Raw genomic sequence first — 15,492 nt, 5'->3', positions numbered from 1 at the left:
CGTGAGTGTGGCGGTCGTGACCGACTCGACGGCGTACCTGCCGTCGGAGATCACGGACGCCCTGCGGATCGCCGTCGTACCCCTCCACGTGGTCGTTGCCGGCCGCTCGTACGCCGAAGGACGCGAGATCGGTACGGCTGAGGTCGCCGATGCGCTGAGGGCCTTCCGGCCGGTGTCGACCTCCAAGCCGTCCGCGGGTGAGTTCCTCGACATCTATGAGAAGGCTGCTGCTGACGGCGCGGACGAGATCGTCTCGATCCACATCTCGGGTTCGATGTCGGCGACGGTGTCCTCGGCGCAGCTCGCGGCCACGGACTCGCCCGTTCCGGTGACAGTGGTGGATTCGCGGTCGCTCGGCATGGCGATGGGTTTTGCCGCCATGTCGGCGGCCCAGGTCGCGGCCGCGGGTGGGACGTCCGCCCAGGTCGTCGAGGCCGCTCGCACCCGCGCCCTGAGCGGCACGACGATGTTCTACGTCGACACCTTGGAGCACCTCCGGCGCGGGGGGCGTATCGGCAAGGCATCTGCCCTGCTCGGCTCGGCGCTGTCGATCAAGCCGTTGTTGCAGCTGGTCGACGGACAGATCGAGCCGCTCGAGAGAGTGCGCACGACGTCAAAGGCTCTGGCCCGTCTGGAGGAGCGCCTGGTTGCGGCCGTCGAGGAGATGGAGGCTCCGCTGGGGATCGACATCGCGGTGCACCATCTCGACTCCGAGGCTCGCGCGAAAGATCTGCAGCAACGTCTGCGCGACCGGCTCCCAACAGCGCGCAGCGTGCTCCTTGTAGAGGTGGGCGCGGTGGTCGGTGCGCACGTCGGGCCGGGGATGCTGGCTGTCGCGGCCAGCGCCCGAACCGGGATCGCGCCGGTGATCGGCGCCGCGCACATGTAGCGGTTGTCCACATCCCCTCGCCCCGACGGAGTTGTCCACAGGGCGGGAGCATGAGTCAGCGCGGGTCGACTCGACCTCCCTAGCGTCTCCCGCATGGTCAACCGCCGTGCCTCCAACCCGCCCCCTGATCGCCTGGCCGCCGTGCTCGGCGAGGTCGATCGCGCGCGCCGTGGCGGCTGGATCCCGGACGAGGCCGCCCTCACCGACCGTCGCCCTAAGAAGCGCCCCGCGGATCGAGAACGCCGGCCGCCCGCCGAGAAGCCATCGCGCAGTACGGCATCGATCGACCGGGCCCGCCATCTGCGAGAGCGGGAGGACGCGGCGATCCGACCACACGCACCTCTGGTGCGCACCCCGAGCAGCCTGCAGGATGTCCAGCTCGGTCCGAGTCGACTGGCGGTCGTCGCCGTGCTGGTCCTGGTCGTGGCGGCCGGCGTCGTCCTCGGTGGGCGGATGCTCTGGGTTCGCACGATGGCGCAGCCGCAGCCGGTGCGCACGTTGCTCCCGTCTGCATCAGGCAGCGGTACGCCGGCCGCGCTCACCTCCCGGACCGGCGCGGCCCCCGGTCCTACGCTGCCAGGGACCGCCGGAGGCGGTGCACCGACTGCCTCGGCCGGACCGACCCAGCTGATGGTGCACGTCGTCGGCCAGGTACGACGACCCGGAGTCGTCCGGTTGCCTGCCGGTGCCCGCGTGCAGGATGCCGTCACCGCGGCGGGCGGCGCGACCGCGAAGGCTGATCTCGCGCGGGTCAACCTCGCCCGTCCGGTGGTCGACGGTGAGCAGGTCATCGTTCCTCGGCCGGGCGAGCAGGTGGCGCCGCCCGCCTCGGTGCCGGGTGCCGCGTCCACGGGCTCGGCGGGAGGGCCAGTCGCCGGTGCTGGCTCGTCAGCACCCGGCGGTCCCGTCAACCTCAACACCGCTGACGAGGCCGGTCTCGACGGGCTGCCTGGTGTCGGTCCCGTCATTGCGCAGCGCATCGTGCAGTGGCGCACGGAGAACGGCAGGTTCACCAGCGTCGAAGAGCTGAGCGAGGTCAGCGGCATCGGGGACAAGCTCATGGAGCAGCTGCGCCCGCTGGTGAGTGTCTGACCGGATGGGTCTCGACTTCCGGCTGCTCGTACCGGCCGCGGTTGCCTGGGTGGTGGCACTCGTTGCTCTGCGGTGTCGCCCGGTCGAAGGTGCGGTCATTGCAGTCGTGCTGCTGGGCCTCGGGGTGGGCGCGGTCTGGGCCGATCGCCGACGACCGAGCACGGCCGTACGCGTGGTCGGGCTGTGCTGTGCGGCCGCGGCACTGGTGTCCGTCGCCGTGGCAGGTCATCTGGCCACTCGACAGGCCGGGACCGTGCCGCGTCTGGCGACCCAGCGGGCGGTGACGCAGGTCGAGGCAGTGGTGGTCTCGGACCCGCACACCGTCGCGTCCCGGCGTCCGGGACCGGGCACGCTCGTCATGGTGCGCCTGTCCGTGCGTTCGGTCATCGGGCGGGGCCAGGAGAGCACGCCGCGCACACCGATCCTGCTCTTCGGCGACGAGCACTGGCTCGACGTGACTTGGCATCAGCGCGTCCGCGCCACCGTCCGACTGGCGCCGGCCGAGCCTGGCGCTGATGTCGAGGCCATCGCCGAGTCCCGTTCGCCACCAACCATTCTCAGCCAGCCGAGCATCCTGACCCGGTCCGTCGAGCATCTTCGAGCGTCGCTCCGCCGGGCGACCGATCACCTCCCTGCCGACCCGCGAGGGTTGGTGCCCGCGCTGGTCATCGGCGACAAGAGCCGGGTGCCGTCCGCGCTCGACGACGACATGCGGGCGACGGGCATGACTCATCTGACAGCTGTCAGTGGCACCAATGTCACAGTCGTTCTGATGGCCGTGCTGTGGGTGTGCGGCTGGCTGCGTGTGCCCCGACGCGCTCGACTGCCGGTCTGCCTGCTCGGGCTGGCGCTGTTCGTGATGCTGTGCAGGCCGGAGCCGAGCGTCGTTCGGGCTTCGGCGATGGGTGTCGTCGGGTTGCTGGGCACCTCGATGTCACGCCCGCGTGCTGCGACGCCGGCGTTGGCCGGTGCTGTTCTGGTGCTGCTGTGTGTGGATCCGTGGCTTGCCGCGTCCTACGGCTTCGCCCTCTCCGTGCTGGCGACTTTCGGACTGGTGCTGTTCGCCCGCCCCTGGGGCGCGTGGTTCGCCCGGTTCCTGCCGTCGCGCCTGTCGTGGCTCGGGGAGGCGATCGCGATCCCGGTCGCCGCGCAGGCCATGTGCGCACCGGTCATCGTGCTTCTGCAGGGCTCGGTCAGTGTGGTTGGCGTTCCGGCGAATCTGCTGGCCGCACCGCTGGTCACCCCGGCGACGCTGGCCGGGGTCGCGGTCGTCGCCATCGCGCCGTGGGCCGGTCCGCTGGCCGTCGTGCCCGCCTGGCTGGCGGGCCTTCCGGCATGGGGGATCGCCCAGATCGCGCACGTGTTCGCAGGTGTTCCGCTCGGAACTCTGCCGTGGCCCGACGGTCCGCCGGGTGCGTTTCTCCTGGCCGGCCTGGTGCTGGCCCTGCTGTTCTTGGGTCCGTGGCTGGTAGCCGGCGCTCTGCGGCGACCGGCCGTTGCGGCCGGCGTCGCGGTCCTGTTGCTTGCTGCGTGGACTCCGCTGCCCGGACTCGGTTGGCCCCCGCAAGGGTGGGTCTACGTGGCCTGCGATGTCGGGCAAGGCGATGGGGGAGTGCTCCGTACGGGCGAGCACTCGGGCGTACTGGTCGATGCCGGCCCGGACCCTGCTCTCATCGACTCGTGCCTGGACCGGCTCGCGATCACCACTCTCGACGCGGTCGTCCTGACGCACTTCCACGCAGATCATGTTGCCGGCCTCGCTGGAGCGCTGGACGGACGGTCGACCCGAGAAATCCTGACGACCTCTGTCCATGACCGACCGGGCGAGTCGAGCTCGGCGGACGAGGAGCCCTCGCAGGAGCCGTCGGTCCAACGAACGGCGGCCGCGCATGGCGTCCCGGTGCGCGCGCTCATCGCCGGCGACGAGCTGCGCTGGCCCGGCGTGATAGCGCGAGTCCTGTGGCCTGCCAGAGAGATTCACGCCGGCTCCGTCCAGAACAACGCCTCCGTCGTACTCGACGTCGAGACTGCCGACATCCGGATCCTCCTGCTGGGCGACGCAGAGCGAGAGGCTCAGGCGCAGGTCCGACGAGCGTTGGCCCGTGAGCAGGTGTCCCGCCCCGTGAGCGTCCTCAAGGTGGCTCACCATGGCTCGGCCAACCAGGACCCGTCGCTGATGAAGGCGATCAGCGCGCCGATCGCCCTGATCAGTGTCGGCGCCGACAACGACTACGGGCATCCTGCGCCGCGCACCATGACCTTGCTGCGAGACAGCGGCTCGACGGTCTATCGCACCGATCGCGGTGGGGCGATCGCCGTCGTGGTGAGGGGTGGCCGGCCGCTGGTCGCACGTCCGGGCTGACGTCCGACGCGGCCCGGACGAGGATCAGGTGAGGAAAGCCGAGATGGCCAGCAGCACCGGCACTGACGAGACCGTGGTCACGAAGATCGCATCGCGAGCGAGCACCTCGGCGCGGCCGTAGCGGGTGGCGTAGACGAAGATGTTCTGCGCGGTCGGCAGGCTCGCGACGATGACGGCCGCGAGGAGGTCCTTGCCACTCATCCCGAACGCGAGGCGCGCGATCGCCCACGCCGCCAGCGGCTGCACCGCGACCTTGAGCAGCGCCACTGTGGCGAGCTCGCCGGCCGAGCCGCCGGACAGCGGTCGCGGACCGAGTCGCAGCGAGACGCCGTACGCGAGAAGGGCTGCAGGCACAGCGATTCCGCCGATCATGGTGACCGGATCGATGACGATCGAGGGTGGATCCCACCCGGTCAGGGCGAGGGCGACACCGAGGAAGCAGCCGACGGTCACCGGATTGCGCGCCGGCTGCGAGAGGACTCGCATGATCGATGGACGCCGACCGGAAGTCAGGGTGTCCAAGAACGCGAAGGACAGCGGCGTCAGGACCAGCAGCTGCATGAGCAGAATCGGTGCGATCGCCGCTCCGCTGCCGAGCACGTACACCGCGATCGGCAGCCCGAGGTTGCCCGCGTTGACGTACGACGAGCACAAGACGCCCACCACGGTGTCGGCGCCGTCCCGGCGGAACACCAGCCGGGCCAGCACCAGATAGATCCCGCCCGCACAGACCACGCTGGCCAGTGCGACCACCAGACCTGCCGAGAACACCCGATGCAGATCTGCTTTCAGCAGCAGGGTGAACAGCAGGCACGGCGTCGCGACGAAGAACACCAGACGGGCGAGCATGAGCTGGCTGGCCTGGTCGAGCACACCGGTGTGGGCGAGGACGAAGCCGACGGCGATGACCGCCCCGATGACCCCAAATCCTTGGAGAACTCCCTGCATCCTGCGGTCAGCAGGTGGCGCGCGCGGCCTCGTGCAAGGCCTCGAGGGTGGCCTCGACCGCCGGAACCCGTTGCAGGTCAGGCGTGGTCACGGCCAGGACCGTACGACGGTTGGCCGGGTCGATCGGCATCGTCACCACGCCCGGGTTGCTCGCTGAGCGGAGGATCAGGTCTGGGACCAGAGCGACACCGAGGCCCTCGGCAACCAGTCCGAGAACCGCGACGTAGTCCTCGGTCTCGAAGGCGACCTCGGGCACGAACCCTTCGCGCGCAGCGAGCGAGAGCAGGTGGCCGCGACACCGAGGGCAGCCGGCGATCCACTGCTCGTCGGCCAGATCGGACAGCTTGGCCTTGCCCGCCACGGCGAGCGGATGCTTCTTGGACACCGCGAGACGGACCTCGTCGTCCAGGAGCTTGCGGATGGAGAAGGCCTCCAGGCCCTCTTCGCCACGGGGGAGATCGTCACCCTCGTAGGCGAACGCCACTGCGAGGTCGCACTCGCCGGCACGCAGCGCGGCAAGGGACTCCGGCGGCTCTGCCTCGGCGAAGGTCACCTGCACCTCCGGGAATCGCTCCTTGACCAGAGCGAGAGCACGAGGCACCAAGGTCGACGAGGAGGACGGGAAGGCCATCAGCCGTACGCGCCCGGCACGCAGCCCGGCGATGGCGGCGACCTCTGCCTCCGCAAGCTCGAGAGCGGACAGCACCGGTCCGGCATGCCGGGCAAGGATGTGACCGGCTTCGGTGAGGCGGACCGTACGGCCGAGTCGCTCGACCAGCACCGTGCCGGTGCGCTCCTCGAGTCGCCGCACCATCTGGGAGATGGCTGGCTGGGAGTAGCCCAGCGAGGCAGCTGCGGCGGTGAAGCTGCCCTCATCGGAGATCGCGCGCATCACGCGCAGGCCAGCAGCGTCAATCATGCCCGCCAGTATAAGTTGGTGTTATCGATATTGCCAACGCATCGCTGTCCGGTAATTCACGCTGGTCAGCGACCCGTAGCGCCGTGAGCAGGAGACGTCCCGGATACTGCTGGTGTGACTGAGGCGACGACTCGACCACCGGACGTCGACGCATCGACCTGGGACGAGCTGGTCAGGCTCGTCGCCGCGGGTGGGCTGTCCGTGCTGACCGGCGCCGGCCTGTCCACCGAGTCGGGCATCCCTGACTACCGCGGTCCCGACGGTGAACGCCGCATCACGCCGATGACGGCCACCGAGCTGTTGGCCTCGCCGGAGGCCCGACAGCGCTACTGGGCGCGCAGCTACGTCGGCTGGCGACGCTTTGAAGGCGCGCGACCCAACGTCGGTCATCAGGTCGTGGCTCGGCTGCAGGCCCGAGGTCTGCTCGGCACCGTCATCACTCAGAACGTCGACGGGCTGCATCAGCAGGCCGGCTCGGTCGACGTGCTCGAGCTGCACGGCTCGCTCTCGCACGTCGTCTGCATGCAGTGCGGCGAACGCTACGACCGCGAGGTCATCGACGAGCGGCTGACCCAGGCGAATCCGACCTTCGATCGCGAGGTCGGCGGTGAGATCCGACCGGATGGTGACGTCGTACTCCCTGACGAGCTGGTCTCGACCTTTCGCGTCGCGACCTGCGTCGTGTGTGGTTCGGACAAGCTCAAGCCGGACGTGGTGATGTTCGGGGAGGCCGTGCCAAAACCGTTGGTGGAGAAGTGTTTTGGTGTGGTCGAGCAGTCGGATGGCCTGCTTGTCCTCGGGTCTTCGCTCATGGTGATGTCGGGCTATCGGTTCGTACGACGTGCGTCTCGCCTCGGCCTGCCGGTCGCGGTTCTCACCCGCGGTCGTACGCGCGGGGAAGCCGAGACCACGATCAAGATCGAGACTCCCTTGGGAGAGACGCTGACCCATCTCGAGCAGGCACTTCCTCAGTAGTCATCGGCATCCCGCGAGATGGAGAGCGGGAGGCCGATGACAGCTGGTCAGACCACCCTGCGCAGGACGGCGGTGACCTTGCCGAGGATGGTGGCCTCATCGCCGTCGATCGGCTCGTAGGCCTCGTTGTGGGGCATCAGCCACACCTTGCCTCGGGTGCGCTTGAACGTCTTGACGGTCGCCTCGTTGTCGAGCATCGCTGCGACGATGTCACCGTTCTCCGCGGTCTGCTGCTGGTGAACGACGACCCAGTCGCCGTCGCAGATCGCCGCATCGACCATCGAGTCGCCGACCACCTTCAGCAGGAACAGGTCGCCCTCGCCGACGATCTGCCGGGGGAGTGGGAAGACATCCTCGACGACCTCCTCGGCCAGGATCGGGCCGCCCGCTGCGATCCGTCCCACGACGGGGATGTAGGACGGCTCGGGGCGCTCGTCGTTGATGCCGGTCTCGTCGATGCCGGACTCGGCAGCTGCGCTGACCGGACCGCCGCGGTAGCCGCGGTCGCGCTTGCCCATGTCGGGTGACACGACCTCCATCGCCCGGGGGCGCATCGGGTCACGCCGCAGGTAGCCCTTGCGCTCCAGCATGGACAGCTGGTGCGCGACGGAGCTCGGAGACGTGAGGCCGACCGCCTCGCCGATCTCCCGCATGCTCGGCGGGTAGCCGCGGCGGTCGATCGAGTTGCGGATGACGTCCAGCACCTTCCGCTGACGCGTGGTCAGCGCGTGGCTGTCGGGCTCCGGCAGCTCGTGGATCTTGGCCATCTGGTGGTCCTCGTTCCCCGTCTTAGCGCGGCCAGAGCACCGTCGCGCAAGGCGATGTCAGTGGTCGCTGGTTGAGTCTCGATCTGTGAGCCAAGCCTATGAACTTCGGACACAGTTCTCAAACACCTGTACGACGCATGTCGCGGGTGGCGGAGCTGGCGGACGTTCGCGGTTGGTCTCGACTTCATCGAACACCCGTGCTATACATCGTACAAGCGTTCCATCGCACATGTGTTCGGATCAGCACAGCAGAGGTTGGAGGAGATCATGAGCGCGGTCATCGCCTGGGAGCATCCGCAGAGCTCGACGCCCACCGTGCGTCGGCGCCACCTGACGGTGGTGCCCGATCCCGAGCCGGTGATGAGCAGGGCGAGGGGGCCGCGCCTTCGGCTGACGCCGCGCGGTCGCCTGATGCTCCTGCTGGCGGGAGCGCTGGCCGTGCTGGGTCTGGTCACAGCCTCCGTCGCCGCGGCGTCCTCGCCTTCCACCCCACCGACTCGGGTGGTGACGGTTGAGCCGGGTGCCACGCTGAGTGAGATCGCGCAGGCTGAGCTTCCTGGACTGCCGGTCCACGAGGGAGTGGCCAGGTTGCAGCTCGCTAACCGACTGAGCTCTCTCCAGGTGAGCGCCGGCCAGCGGCTGGTGATCCCGCAGGGCTGACTTCGCACCACGCGTCGTGACGGCCGGGCCATCCACCGCGTGGTGGACGGCCCGGCCGTGGCGCGTTCGATGGTGGTGCGGCGTGGGTGGCGACCGGTACCACCGATCGCCGCGCGACACGCCGGATTCGGACATTGCGACACGCCCACCGCAGGTCCCTGACCTGCAGTGATCTGACTGCTGGACAACCCAAGGCCGACGGATCTTGCACCTGGGCGCCAGGCGTCTTACGATCCCTATATCTAGTAGTTACACCGCTGTAAGTCGTCCACATATAGTCCCCAGGTCATCCACCGGATACCCACAGGTTTATCCACAGGAAGACGCGGAGGGACACCGTCAGAGCACCGTCTCCGGGCATTCCTATGCCCATTTCGGTGTTGACCATGACGGGTGAGGGCGGCGTACGACGTATGTGGAGAGGAGCCGCCATGCACTGCCCGTTCTGCCGTCACAACGACAGTCGAGTGGTCGACAGCCGCACCAACGAGGACGGCACCTGCATCAAGCGGCGGCGACAGTGTCCGAGCTGCGGCAAGCGGTTCTCCACGATGGAGAACGCCAGCCTGACCGTGGTCAAGCGGTCCGGCGCCAGTGAGCCGTTCAGCCGGGGCAAGGTGATCAGCGGCGTACGCAAGGCCTGTCAGGGGCGACCGGTGAGCGATGACGACGTCGCGCTCCTGGCCCAGCAGGTGGAGGAGTCGATCCGGGCCAAGGGTGTCGCGGAGATCGACGCGCACGACGTCGGCCTGGAGATCCTCGGCCCACTCCGGCTGCTGGACGAGGTCGCCTACCTGAGATTCGCCAGCGTCTACCAGGCCTTTGAGTCCCTCGAGGACTTCGAGGCCGCGATCACGCTGCTGCGGGTGGAGTCCGACACCGAGCACGGACCCGAAGACATCACGACCACTGTCAGTGGTCAGCGAGACGATCAGTGAAGAACGAGAGAGGGAGAGTCGCCATGACGGAGACGACGCGCGCGCAGTCACAGGCTCGTCGCAAGAGCAAGGGTGTAAAGGTCGAGCGGATCTACACCACGCCCGGCGTGCACCCCTATGACGAGGTGACCTGGGAGTCGCGTGATGTCGTCCAGCAGAACTGGAAGACCGGCGAGACGATCTTCGAGCAGCGCGGTGTCGAGTTCCCCGACTTCTGGTCGCTGAACGCCTCCACCATCGTCACGACCAAGTACTTCCGCGGCGCACTGGGCACGGACGTCCGCGAGAAGAGCCTCAAGCAGCTCATCGACCGCGTGGTGCTGACCTACGTCAAGGCCGGCAAAGACTTCGGCTACTTCCGCAGCGACGAGGACGCGGAGCTCTTCGAGCACGAGCTGACGTGGACGCTGCTGCACCAGGTGTTCGCGTTCAACTCACCGGTCTGGTTCAACGTCGGCACCAAGAGCCCGCAGCAGGTCTCGGCCTGCTTCATCCTGTCCGTCGACGACTCGATGGACTCGATCCTCAACTGGTACAAGGAGGAGGGGTTCATCTTCAAGGGTGGCTCCGGCGCCGGCCTCAACCTCTCCCGTATCCGCTCCTCCAAGGAGCTGCTCTCCAGCGGCGGTACGGCTTCTGGTCCGGTCTCGTTCATGCGCGGCGCTGACGCGTCGGCCGGCACCATCAAGTCCGGTGGCGCCACCCGACGGGCGGCCAAGATGGTCGTCCTCGATGTCAACCACCCCGACATCGTGGAGTTCATCGAGACCAAGGCGCGCGAGGAGGACAAGATCCGCGCGCTGCGCGACGCCGGCTTCGACATGGACCTGGGCGGCAAGGACATCACCTCCGTCCAGTACCAGAACGCCAACAACTCGGTCCGCGTCAGCGACGAGTTCATGCGTGCGGTCGAGGAGGGCAAGACGTTCGGCCTCACCTCCCGCAGCGACGGCTCGGTGATCGAGGAGGTCGACGCTCGCGAGCTGTTCGACAAGATCAACAAGGCCGCCTGGGAGTGTGCCGACCCGGGCCTGCAGTACGACGACACGATCAACGACTGGCACACCAACCCGGAGACGGGCCGCATCACCGCGTCCAACCCGTGCTCGGAGTACATGTCGCTGGACAACTCCTCCTGCAACCTGGCGTCCCTGAACCTGCTGAAGTTCCTCAAGGACGACGACACGTTCGACACCGCGACCTTCCAGAAGGTCGTCGAGCTGGTCATCACCGCGATGGACATCTCGATCTGCTTCGCCGACTTCCCGACGGAGGCCATCGGCAAGACCACCGTCGACTACCGCCAGCTCGGCATCGGTTACGCCAACCTCGGTGCCCTGCTGATGGCCACCGGCCACGGCTACGAGTCTGAGGGCGGTCGCGCCCTGGCAGGTTCGATCACCTCGCTGCTGACCGGTGCCTCCTACAAGCGGTCAGCAGAGATCGCCGCTGTCGTGGGTCCGTACGCCGGATATGCCCGCAACGCCGAGGCTCACAAGCGCGTCATGCGCAAGCACCGCTCGGCCAACGACGAGGTCCGCACGCTCGATGTGATGGACGGCGACATCCACCGCGCGGCCACCAAGGCCTGGGCGGAGGTCATCGAGCTCGGCGACAAGCACGGCTACCGCAACGCGCAGGCCTCGGTGCTCGCGCCGACCGGCACCATCGGCTTCATGATGGACTGCGACACGACCGGCATCGAGCCGGACTTCTCGCTGGTCAAGTTCAAGAAGCTCGTCGGTGGCGGCTCGATGCAGATCGTCAACCAGACCATCCCGCGCGCCCTGAAGAAGCTCGGCTACCAGCAGGAGCAGATCGAGGCGATCGTTGAGCACATCGCTGACAAGGGCCACGTCATTGACGCGCCCGGTCTGAAACAGGAGCACTACGAGGTCTTCGACTGCGCGATGGGCGAGCGTGCCATCAGTGCGATGGGCCACGTCCGGATGATGGCTGCTGCGCAGCCGTTCCTCTCCGGTGCCATCTCCAAGACGGTCAATCTGCCGGAGACGGCCACGGTCGAGGAGATCGCGGAGGTTCACCTGGAGGGCTGGAAGCTCGGCCTCAAGGCGCTGGCGGTCTACCGCGACAACTGCAAGGTCGGCCAGCCGCTGTCCGACGGCGGTTCGACGGCCAAGGGCAAGAAGGCCGCAGGCGAGGCCGGCGTCGAGAAGGTCATTGAGTACCGCCCGATCCGCAAGCGTCTGCCCAAGCGTCGCAGCAGCCAGACCACGTCGTTCGCGGTCGGCGGTGCGGAGGGTTACCTCACGGCCGGCACGCACGCGGACGGCGAGCTCGGCGAGATCTTCCTGAAGTTCGGCAAGCAGGGCTCGACCCTCGCGGGCGTCATGGACGCGTTCTCGGTCGCCGTCTCTGTCGCGCTCCAGTACGGCGTGCCACTGGAGACCTACGTCGAGAAGTTCACCAACATGCGGTTTGAGCCGGCCGGGATGACCGACGACCCGGACATCCGGATGGCGCAGTCGATCATGGACTACGTCTTCCGTCGCCTGGCGCTGGACCACATGGACTTCGAGACCCGCTCGTTCATCGGCATCCACACGGCCGAGGAGCGTGCACGTCAGCTCGAGACCGGTTCGTACGCCGATGCGACGTCGTCGGAGGAGTCCGGTGAGGACGTCGCCGGAGAGTTCGAGTCGTACTCGCAGTCGGCGGCGCCGGCCTCGGCCAAGAAGGCTGACCCGGTCGAGGACGAGTCCGTCGACACCGACGTGAAGTCAGGGTCGGGTGCGGCTGACGTCCGAGAGGTCTCGGCAGAGATCCACTCCTCGGCGGACCTGCTGGAGAAGTTCCAGGGCAAGGCCGCGGACGCGCCGATGTGCATGACGTGCGGCACCAAGATGCGTCCGGCTGGCAGCTGCTACGTGTGCGAGGGCTGCGGTAGCACCAGCGGCTGCAGCTAGAACGATCCGATAACCCACGGACCGGGCACCACCATGACGACATGGCGGTGCCCGGTTCTTGGTGTGTTCGAGAACCGGCAAGACAAGGCCGGGGAACACGAAATTTGGCGCCTGTCACAAACGCCGCGACATGCTGGGCGTTGCGTACGATGACGGGCGAGCTTTCTCCGCAGCTACGGCCTTCGATTCGGCTTGGGCGTGCGGATCCTTTCCCCGCCGGCGTGACCGACACGAAAGCGATTCATGGCTTCCTTCCTTTACAAGATCGGCCACTTCTCCTACCGCAGATGGTGGGCCGTACTCGCGGTGTGGATCATCGCGATCGTGGCCATCGCCGGAATCGGTTCAGCGGTATCCAAACCGTTCAAGGACGATTTCAACCTTCCGGGCAGTCAGGCCGTCAAGGCGCAGGAGGTCTTGCAGAAGAAGTTCCCGGAGACCGCCAGCACTGACGCCGCAACGGCCACTGTCGTCTTTCAGTCGACCAACGGCCAGCGGCTCACTCAAGGCACAAATGCTGCAGCGGTGGACAAGGTGATCGCCAAGCTGCGCGAGATTCCCCAGCTGAGTGCTGCTGAGCGCGCCGCGATCGTCAACCCGACACGGGGGCCGGGCGCGGCCGAGACGTTGAGTCCGGACGGCAAGGTCGCCGCTCTGCCGATCACGCTGACGGCCAAGCTGAGCGGAGCCGATACCGGAGTCACCGATCAGACGATCGCGGCGATGACCGCTGCGAAGAAGGAGGGTCGGGCCGCCGGGATCAACGTGGAGACCGCCGGGTCGGCCAACGAGGCCGTCTCCGAGCCGCCGGCCGAGCTCGTCGGCGTCGGAGTGGCTCTGATCGTCATCATCATCACGTTCGCCGCTCTGCTGTCCGCGCTCATGCCGCTCGGTGCAGCGATGATCGGTATCGGGCTGTCCTCGTCGATCATCGCCATCGGCACGTCCTTCTTGACACTCGGCACCTCGACGACCGGTCTGGCCACGATGATCGGCCTCGCGGTCGGTATCGACTACTCCCTCTTCGTCATCTCGCGATACCGGTTCGAGACTCAGGGCACGACCGACTACGCACATGCGGCAGGTGTCGCGGTGGGCACGGCCGGGTCGGCCGTGGTCTTTGCCGGCGCGACCGTCGTTATCGCGTTGTGCGCCCTGTCCCTCACCGGAATGTCGTTCCTCTCGCAGATGGGTCTCGGCGCGGCGGTGACCGTGGTTCTCGCGGTCCTGGTTGCGCTCACCGTGCTGCCGGCGCTCCTTGGTCTGTTCAAGTCCATCATCTTCAAGCCGCGCGTTCCGTTGCTGTGGGTTCCGGTCAAGGTGCATCGCCGAACCCTCGGTCAGCGCATCGGCACGGCCTTCACCAAACATCCGCTGCCGTACCTTTTGGCGGCCGTGGCCGTCCTGGTGCTGGCAGCCCTGCCCCTCTCCAAGCTGGAGCTGGGACTGGACTTTGCGGCGCAGTCGGACAAGGCAGCGATCAAAGTCCAGAGCGATGCATTCGGCGCCGGTAAGTCCGCGCCCCTCATCGCCGTCATCGACGGCGGCTCGGGCGGCGACCTCAAGGCGGCTGAGAAGCAGTTCACCGCACAGGTCAAAGGACTCGACCACATTGCGCCGGGTGGCTTTGTCGGGCCCATCCCGAACAGCAAGGGTGATGCCGCCCAGTTCGTGATCGTGCCGAGCAGTGGACCTTCGACACCGGAGACCTCAAAGCTGCTCGATCAGGTGCGCGACAAGGCCTCGGGAATCCAGCAGTCGACCAAGGCGTACGTCGGCATCGGTGGCGTGGCGGCGATCAATGCCGACTTCTCACACGCGCTCACCAGCAAGCTGCCGTTGTACCTCGTGGTGGTTGTCGGCCTGGCGTTCATCCTGCTCATGATCGTCTTCCGGTCGGTGATCATTCCGCTCATCGCGGCACTGGGCTTCTTGTTGTCGATCGCGGCAACCTTCGGTGTCACGGTCGGGTTCTTCCAGGAAGGCTGGCTGGGCTGGATCAAGCCCGAGGATCGCGGCCCGATCCTGGTGTTCATGCCGATCTTCCTCATCGGCATCGTGTTCGGGTTGGCCATGGACTACCAGGTGTTCCTGGTCAGTCGGATGCGTGAAGAGCATCACCACGGGGAGTCCACCCACGAGGCCATCCGCATCGGTTACCGGGCGGGTGCTCGAGTTGTCACTGCCGCGGCGATCATCATGATCTCGGTCTTCGCCGGGTTTACGTTGTCCAATGAGACCTTCCTGAAGCTCATGGGATTCGCGATGGCAGCCGCGATCGTGTTTGACGCGTTCCTCGTACGCATGGTCATCATGCCGACGGCCATGGCCCTGCTCGATGAGCGGGCCTGGTGGATCCCGGGCTGGCTCAACAAGATCCTTCCGGACATCGATGTCGAGGGCGAGAACCTCCGTACTGTTCCGACGCCGACGACGAGTCCGTCCGGCGAGCCGGAGCCGGTCAGCGCGGGTTAGTCAGAGTGCCGTTGTCGTCGGGTTGCTCGCCCGGGTCAGTACGACGGTGGCGGAGTCGGTCTGCGCACGCGGGCTGACCGCAGTGAGCCGCAGGGTGCGGCCGGCGTACGTCGCTCGGTCGGAGTCGCGGGCGGACATCGGAAAGGTCAGGACCAGGTCGCGAGCGGGGACGCCCACGGGTTGGAGCCGGACGGCGACCTTGACCTGCCCGGCCCAGACACACTCCGTGTCAGCGGGACACCGGGAGTCCTCGACGATCTTGACGAAGGTGACGGCATCTCGTGAGTCGACCTCGACCCGTTGGCCCACGGCGAGTCTGAACGGCTGTCCTGCGCGTGCGGGCCCAGAGGCAGAGGACGTCGGGGATGGCCCTGGCCCGGACGGGACGTGAGCCTCGTCCTGGCAGGCGGTCAGCGCGAGCGCGGCTGTCACGACGGCAAGGGACGCGCGTAGGGCGGGCCGGCTCGTGGTCTGTGGATCATGTGACATGGCGGACCTCCGGGTTGAGTCAACCTTGGACGGGCCCGGAGCGATACTCGC

At 67.4% G+C, this 15,492-nt stretch carries 12 protein-coding genes; 8 read left to right on the top strand and 4 right to left on the bottom strand.

The features are described 5' to 3' along the window. The first annotated feature begins 16 nt into the window (after positions 1-16). The 3 genes from VV02_RS17675 to VV02_RS17665 all read left to right on the top strand — a co-directional run bounded on the left by VV02_RS17675 (position 17) and on the right by VV02_RS17665 (position 4,343). Positions 17-889 carry a DegV family protein gene (locus VV02_RS17675; RefSeq protein WP_245633121.1) on the top strand — a complete coding sequence of 291 codons (873 nt, stop codon included), beginning with the start codon at positions 17-19 and terminating at the stop codon, positions 887-889. A 93-nt stretch (positions 890-982) separates the two neighbouring features. After that, positions 983-1,981, top strand: a complete 999-nt coding sequence (locus tag VV02_RS27200) for a ComEA family DNA-binding protein (RefSeq protein ID WP_245633120.1) — start codon at positions 983-985, stop codon at positions 1,979-1,981. Between the two features lie 4 nt (positions 1,982-1,985). Then, positions 1,986-4,343, top strand: a complete 2,358-nt coding sequence (locus tag VV02_RS17665) for a ComEC/Rec2 family competence protein (protein ID WP_052593606.1) — start codon at positions 1,986-1,988, stop codon at positions 4,341-4,343. 24 nt (positions 4,344-4,367) lie between these two features. Here the strand turns inward: VV02_RS17665 and VV02_RS17660 are convergent, their stop codons facing one another. Further along, complete coding sequence (locus tag VV02_RS17660; protein WP_052593605.1) at positions 4,368-5,291, bottom strand: AEC family transporter; 924 nt, start codon at positions 5,289-5,291, stop codon at positions 4,368-4,370. Positions 5,292-5,298: 7 nt separating this feature from the next. Then, positions 5,299-6,210, bottom strand: a complete 912-nt coding sequence (locus tag VV02_RS17655; protein WP_052593602.1) for a LysR family transcriptional regulator — start codon at positions 6,208-6,210, stop codon at positions 5,299-5,301. A 114-nt stretch (positions 6,211-6,324) separates the two neighbouring features. Here VV02_RS17655 and VV02_RS17650 point away from each other — a divergent pair, with 114 nt between their 5' ends. Next, positions 6,325-7,185, top strand: a complete 861-nt coding sequence (locus VV02_RS17650) for an NAD-dependent protein deacetylase (protein ID WP_052593600.1) — start codon at positions 6,325-6,327, stop codon at positions 7,183-7,185. A gap of 47 nt (positions 7,186-7,232) precedes the next feature. Here VV02_RS17650 and lexA read toward each other — a convergent pair whose 3' ends face one another. After that, positions 7,233-7,952 (bottom strand): transcriptional repressor LexA, encoded by a 720-nt coding sequence (lexA, locus tag VV02_RS17645; RefSeq protein ID WP_052593599.1) that lies wholly within the window; start codon positions 7,950-7,952, stop codon positions 7,233-7,235. Positions 7,953-8,219: 267 nt separating this feature from the next. On the opposite strand from lexA, the gene VV02_RS17640 reads away from it, so the two are divergent. The 4 genes from VV02_RS17640 (at position 8,220) to VV02_RS17625 (ending at position 14,952) form a co-directional block, all read left to right on the top strand. Beyond that, on the top strand, positions 8,220-8,612 hold the full coding sequence (locus VV02_RS17640; RefSeq protein WP_052593597.1) for a LysM peptidoglycan-binding domain-containing protein: 393 nt from the start codon (positions 8,220-8,222) through the stop codon (positions 8,610-8,612). Positions 8,613-9,043: 431 nt separating this feature from the next. Next, positions 9,044-9,550 carry a transcriptional regulator NrdR gene (nrdR, locus tag VV02_RS17635; protein WP_052593595.1) on the top strand — a complete coding sequence of 169 codons (507 nt, stop codon included), beginning with the start codon at positions 9,044-9,046 and terminating at the stop codon, positions 9,548-9,550. 23 nt (positions 9,551-9,573) lie between these two features. After that, on the top strand, positions 9,574-12,477 hold the full coding sequence (locus tag VV02_RS17630; protein ID WP_052593593.1) for a vitamin B12-dependent ribonucleotide reductase: 2,904 nt from the start codon (positions 9,574-9,576) through the stop codon (positions 12,475-12,477). Positions 12,478-12,720: 243 nt separating this feature from the next. Next, complete coding sequence (locus tag VV02_RS17625) at positions 12,721-14,952, top strand: MMPL family transporter (protein ID WP_052593590.1); 2,232 nt, start codon at positions 12,721-12,723, stop codon at positions 14,950-14,952. On the opposite strand, the gene VV02_RS26465 is transcribed toward VV02_RS17625, so the two are convergent. Then, positions 14,953-15,441, bottom strand: a complete 489-nt coding sequence (locus VV02_RS26465) for a hypothetical protein (protein WP_157063442.1) — start codon at positions 15,439-15,441, stop codon at positions 14,953-14,955. Positions 15,442-15,492: the final 51 nt, after the last annotated feature.

The sequence above is a fragment of the Luteipulveratus mongoliensis genome (assembly GCF_001190945.1).
GTDB classification, from domain to species: domain Bacteria; phylum Actinomycetota; class Actinomycetes; order Actinomycetales; family Dermatophilaceae; genus Luteipulveratus; species Luteipulveratus mongoliensis.
This window is presented reverse-complemented; position numbering and strand designations above follow the sequence as displayed.

Excerpts from the sequence above, each read along its gene's own strand:
- VV02_RS26465 (WP_157063442.1), bottom strand. The coding sequence starts at position 15,441 with ATGTCACATGATCCACAGACCACGAGCCGGCCCGCCCTACGCGCGTCC.
- VV02_RS17625 (WP_052593590.1), top strand. The coding sequence starts at position 12,721 with ATGGCTTCCTTCCTTTACAAGATCGGCCACTTCTCCTACCGCAGATGG.
- VV02_RS17660 (WP_052593605.1), bottom strand. The coding sequence starts at position 5,291 with ATGCAGGGAGTTCTCCAAGGATTTGGGGTCATCGGGGCGGTCATCGCC.
- VV02_RS17640 (WP_052593597.1), top strand. The coding sequence starts at position 8,220 with ATGAGCGCGGTCATCGCCTGGGAGCATCCGCAGAGCTCGACGCCCACC.
- VV02_RS27200 (WP_245633120.1), top strand. The coding sequence starts at position 983 with ATGGTCAACCGCCGTGCCTCCAACCCGCCCCCTGATCGCCTGGCCGCC.
- VV02_RS17630 (WP_052593593.1), top strand. The coding sequence starts at position 9,574 with ATGACGGAGACGACGCGCGCGCAGTCACAGGCTCGTCGCAAGAGCAAG.
- VV02_RS17655 (WP_052593602.1), bottom strand. The coding sequence starts at position 6,210 with ATGATTGACGCTGCTGGCCTGCGCGTGATGCGCGCGATCTCCGATGAG.
- lexA (WP_052593599.1), bottom strand. The coding sequence starts at position 7,952 with ATGGCCAAGATCCACGAGCTGCCGGAGCCCGACAGCCACGCGCTGACC.
- VV02_RS17665 (WP_052593606.1), top strand. The coding sequence starts at position 1,986 with ATGGGTCTCGACTTCCGGCTGCTCGTACCGGCCGCGGTTGCCTGGGTG.
- nrdR (WP_052593595.1), top strand. The coding sequence starts at position 9,044 with ATGCACTGCCCGTTCTGCCGTCACAACGACAGTCGAGTGGTCGACAGC.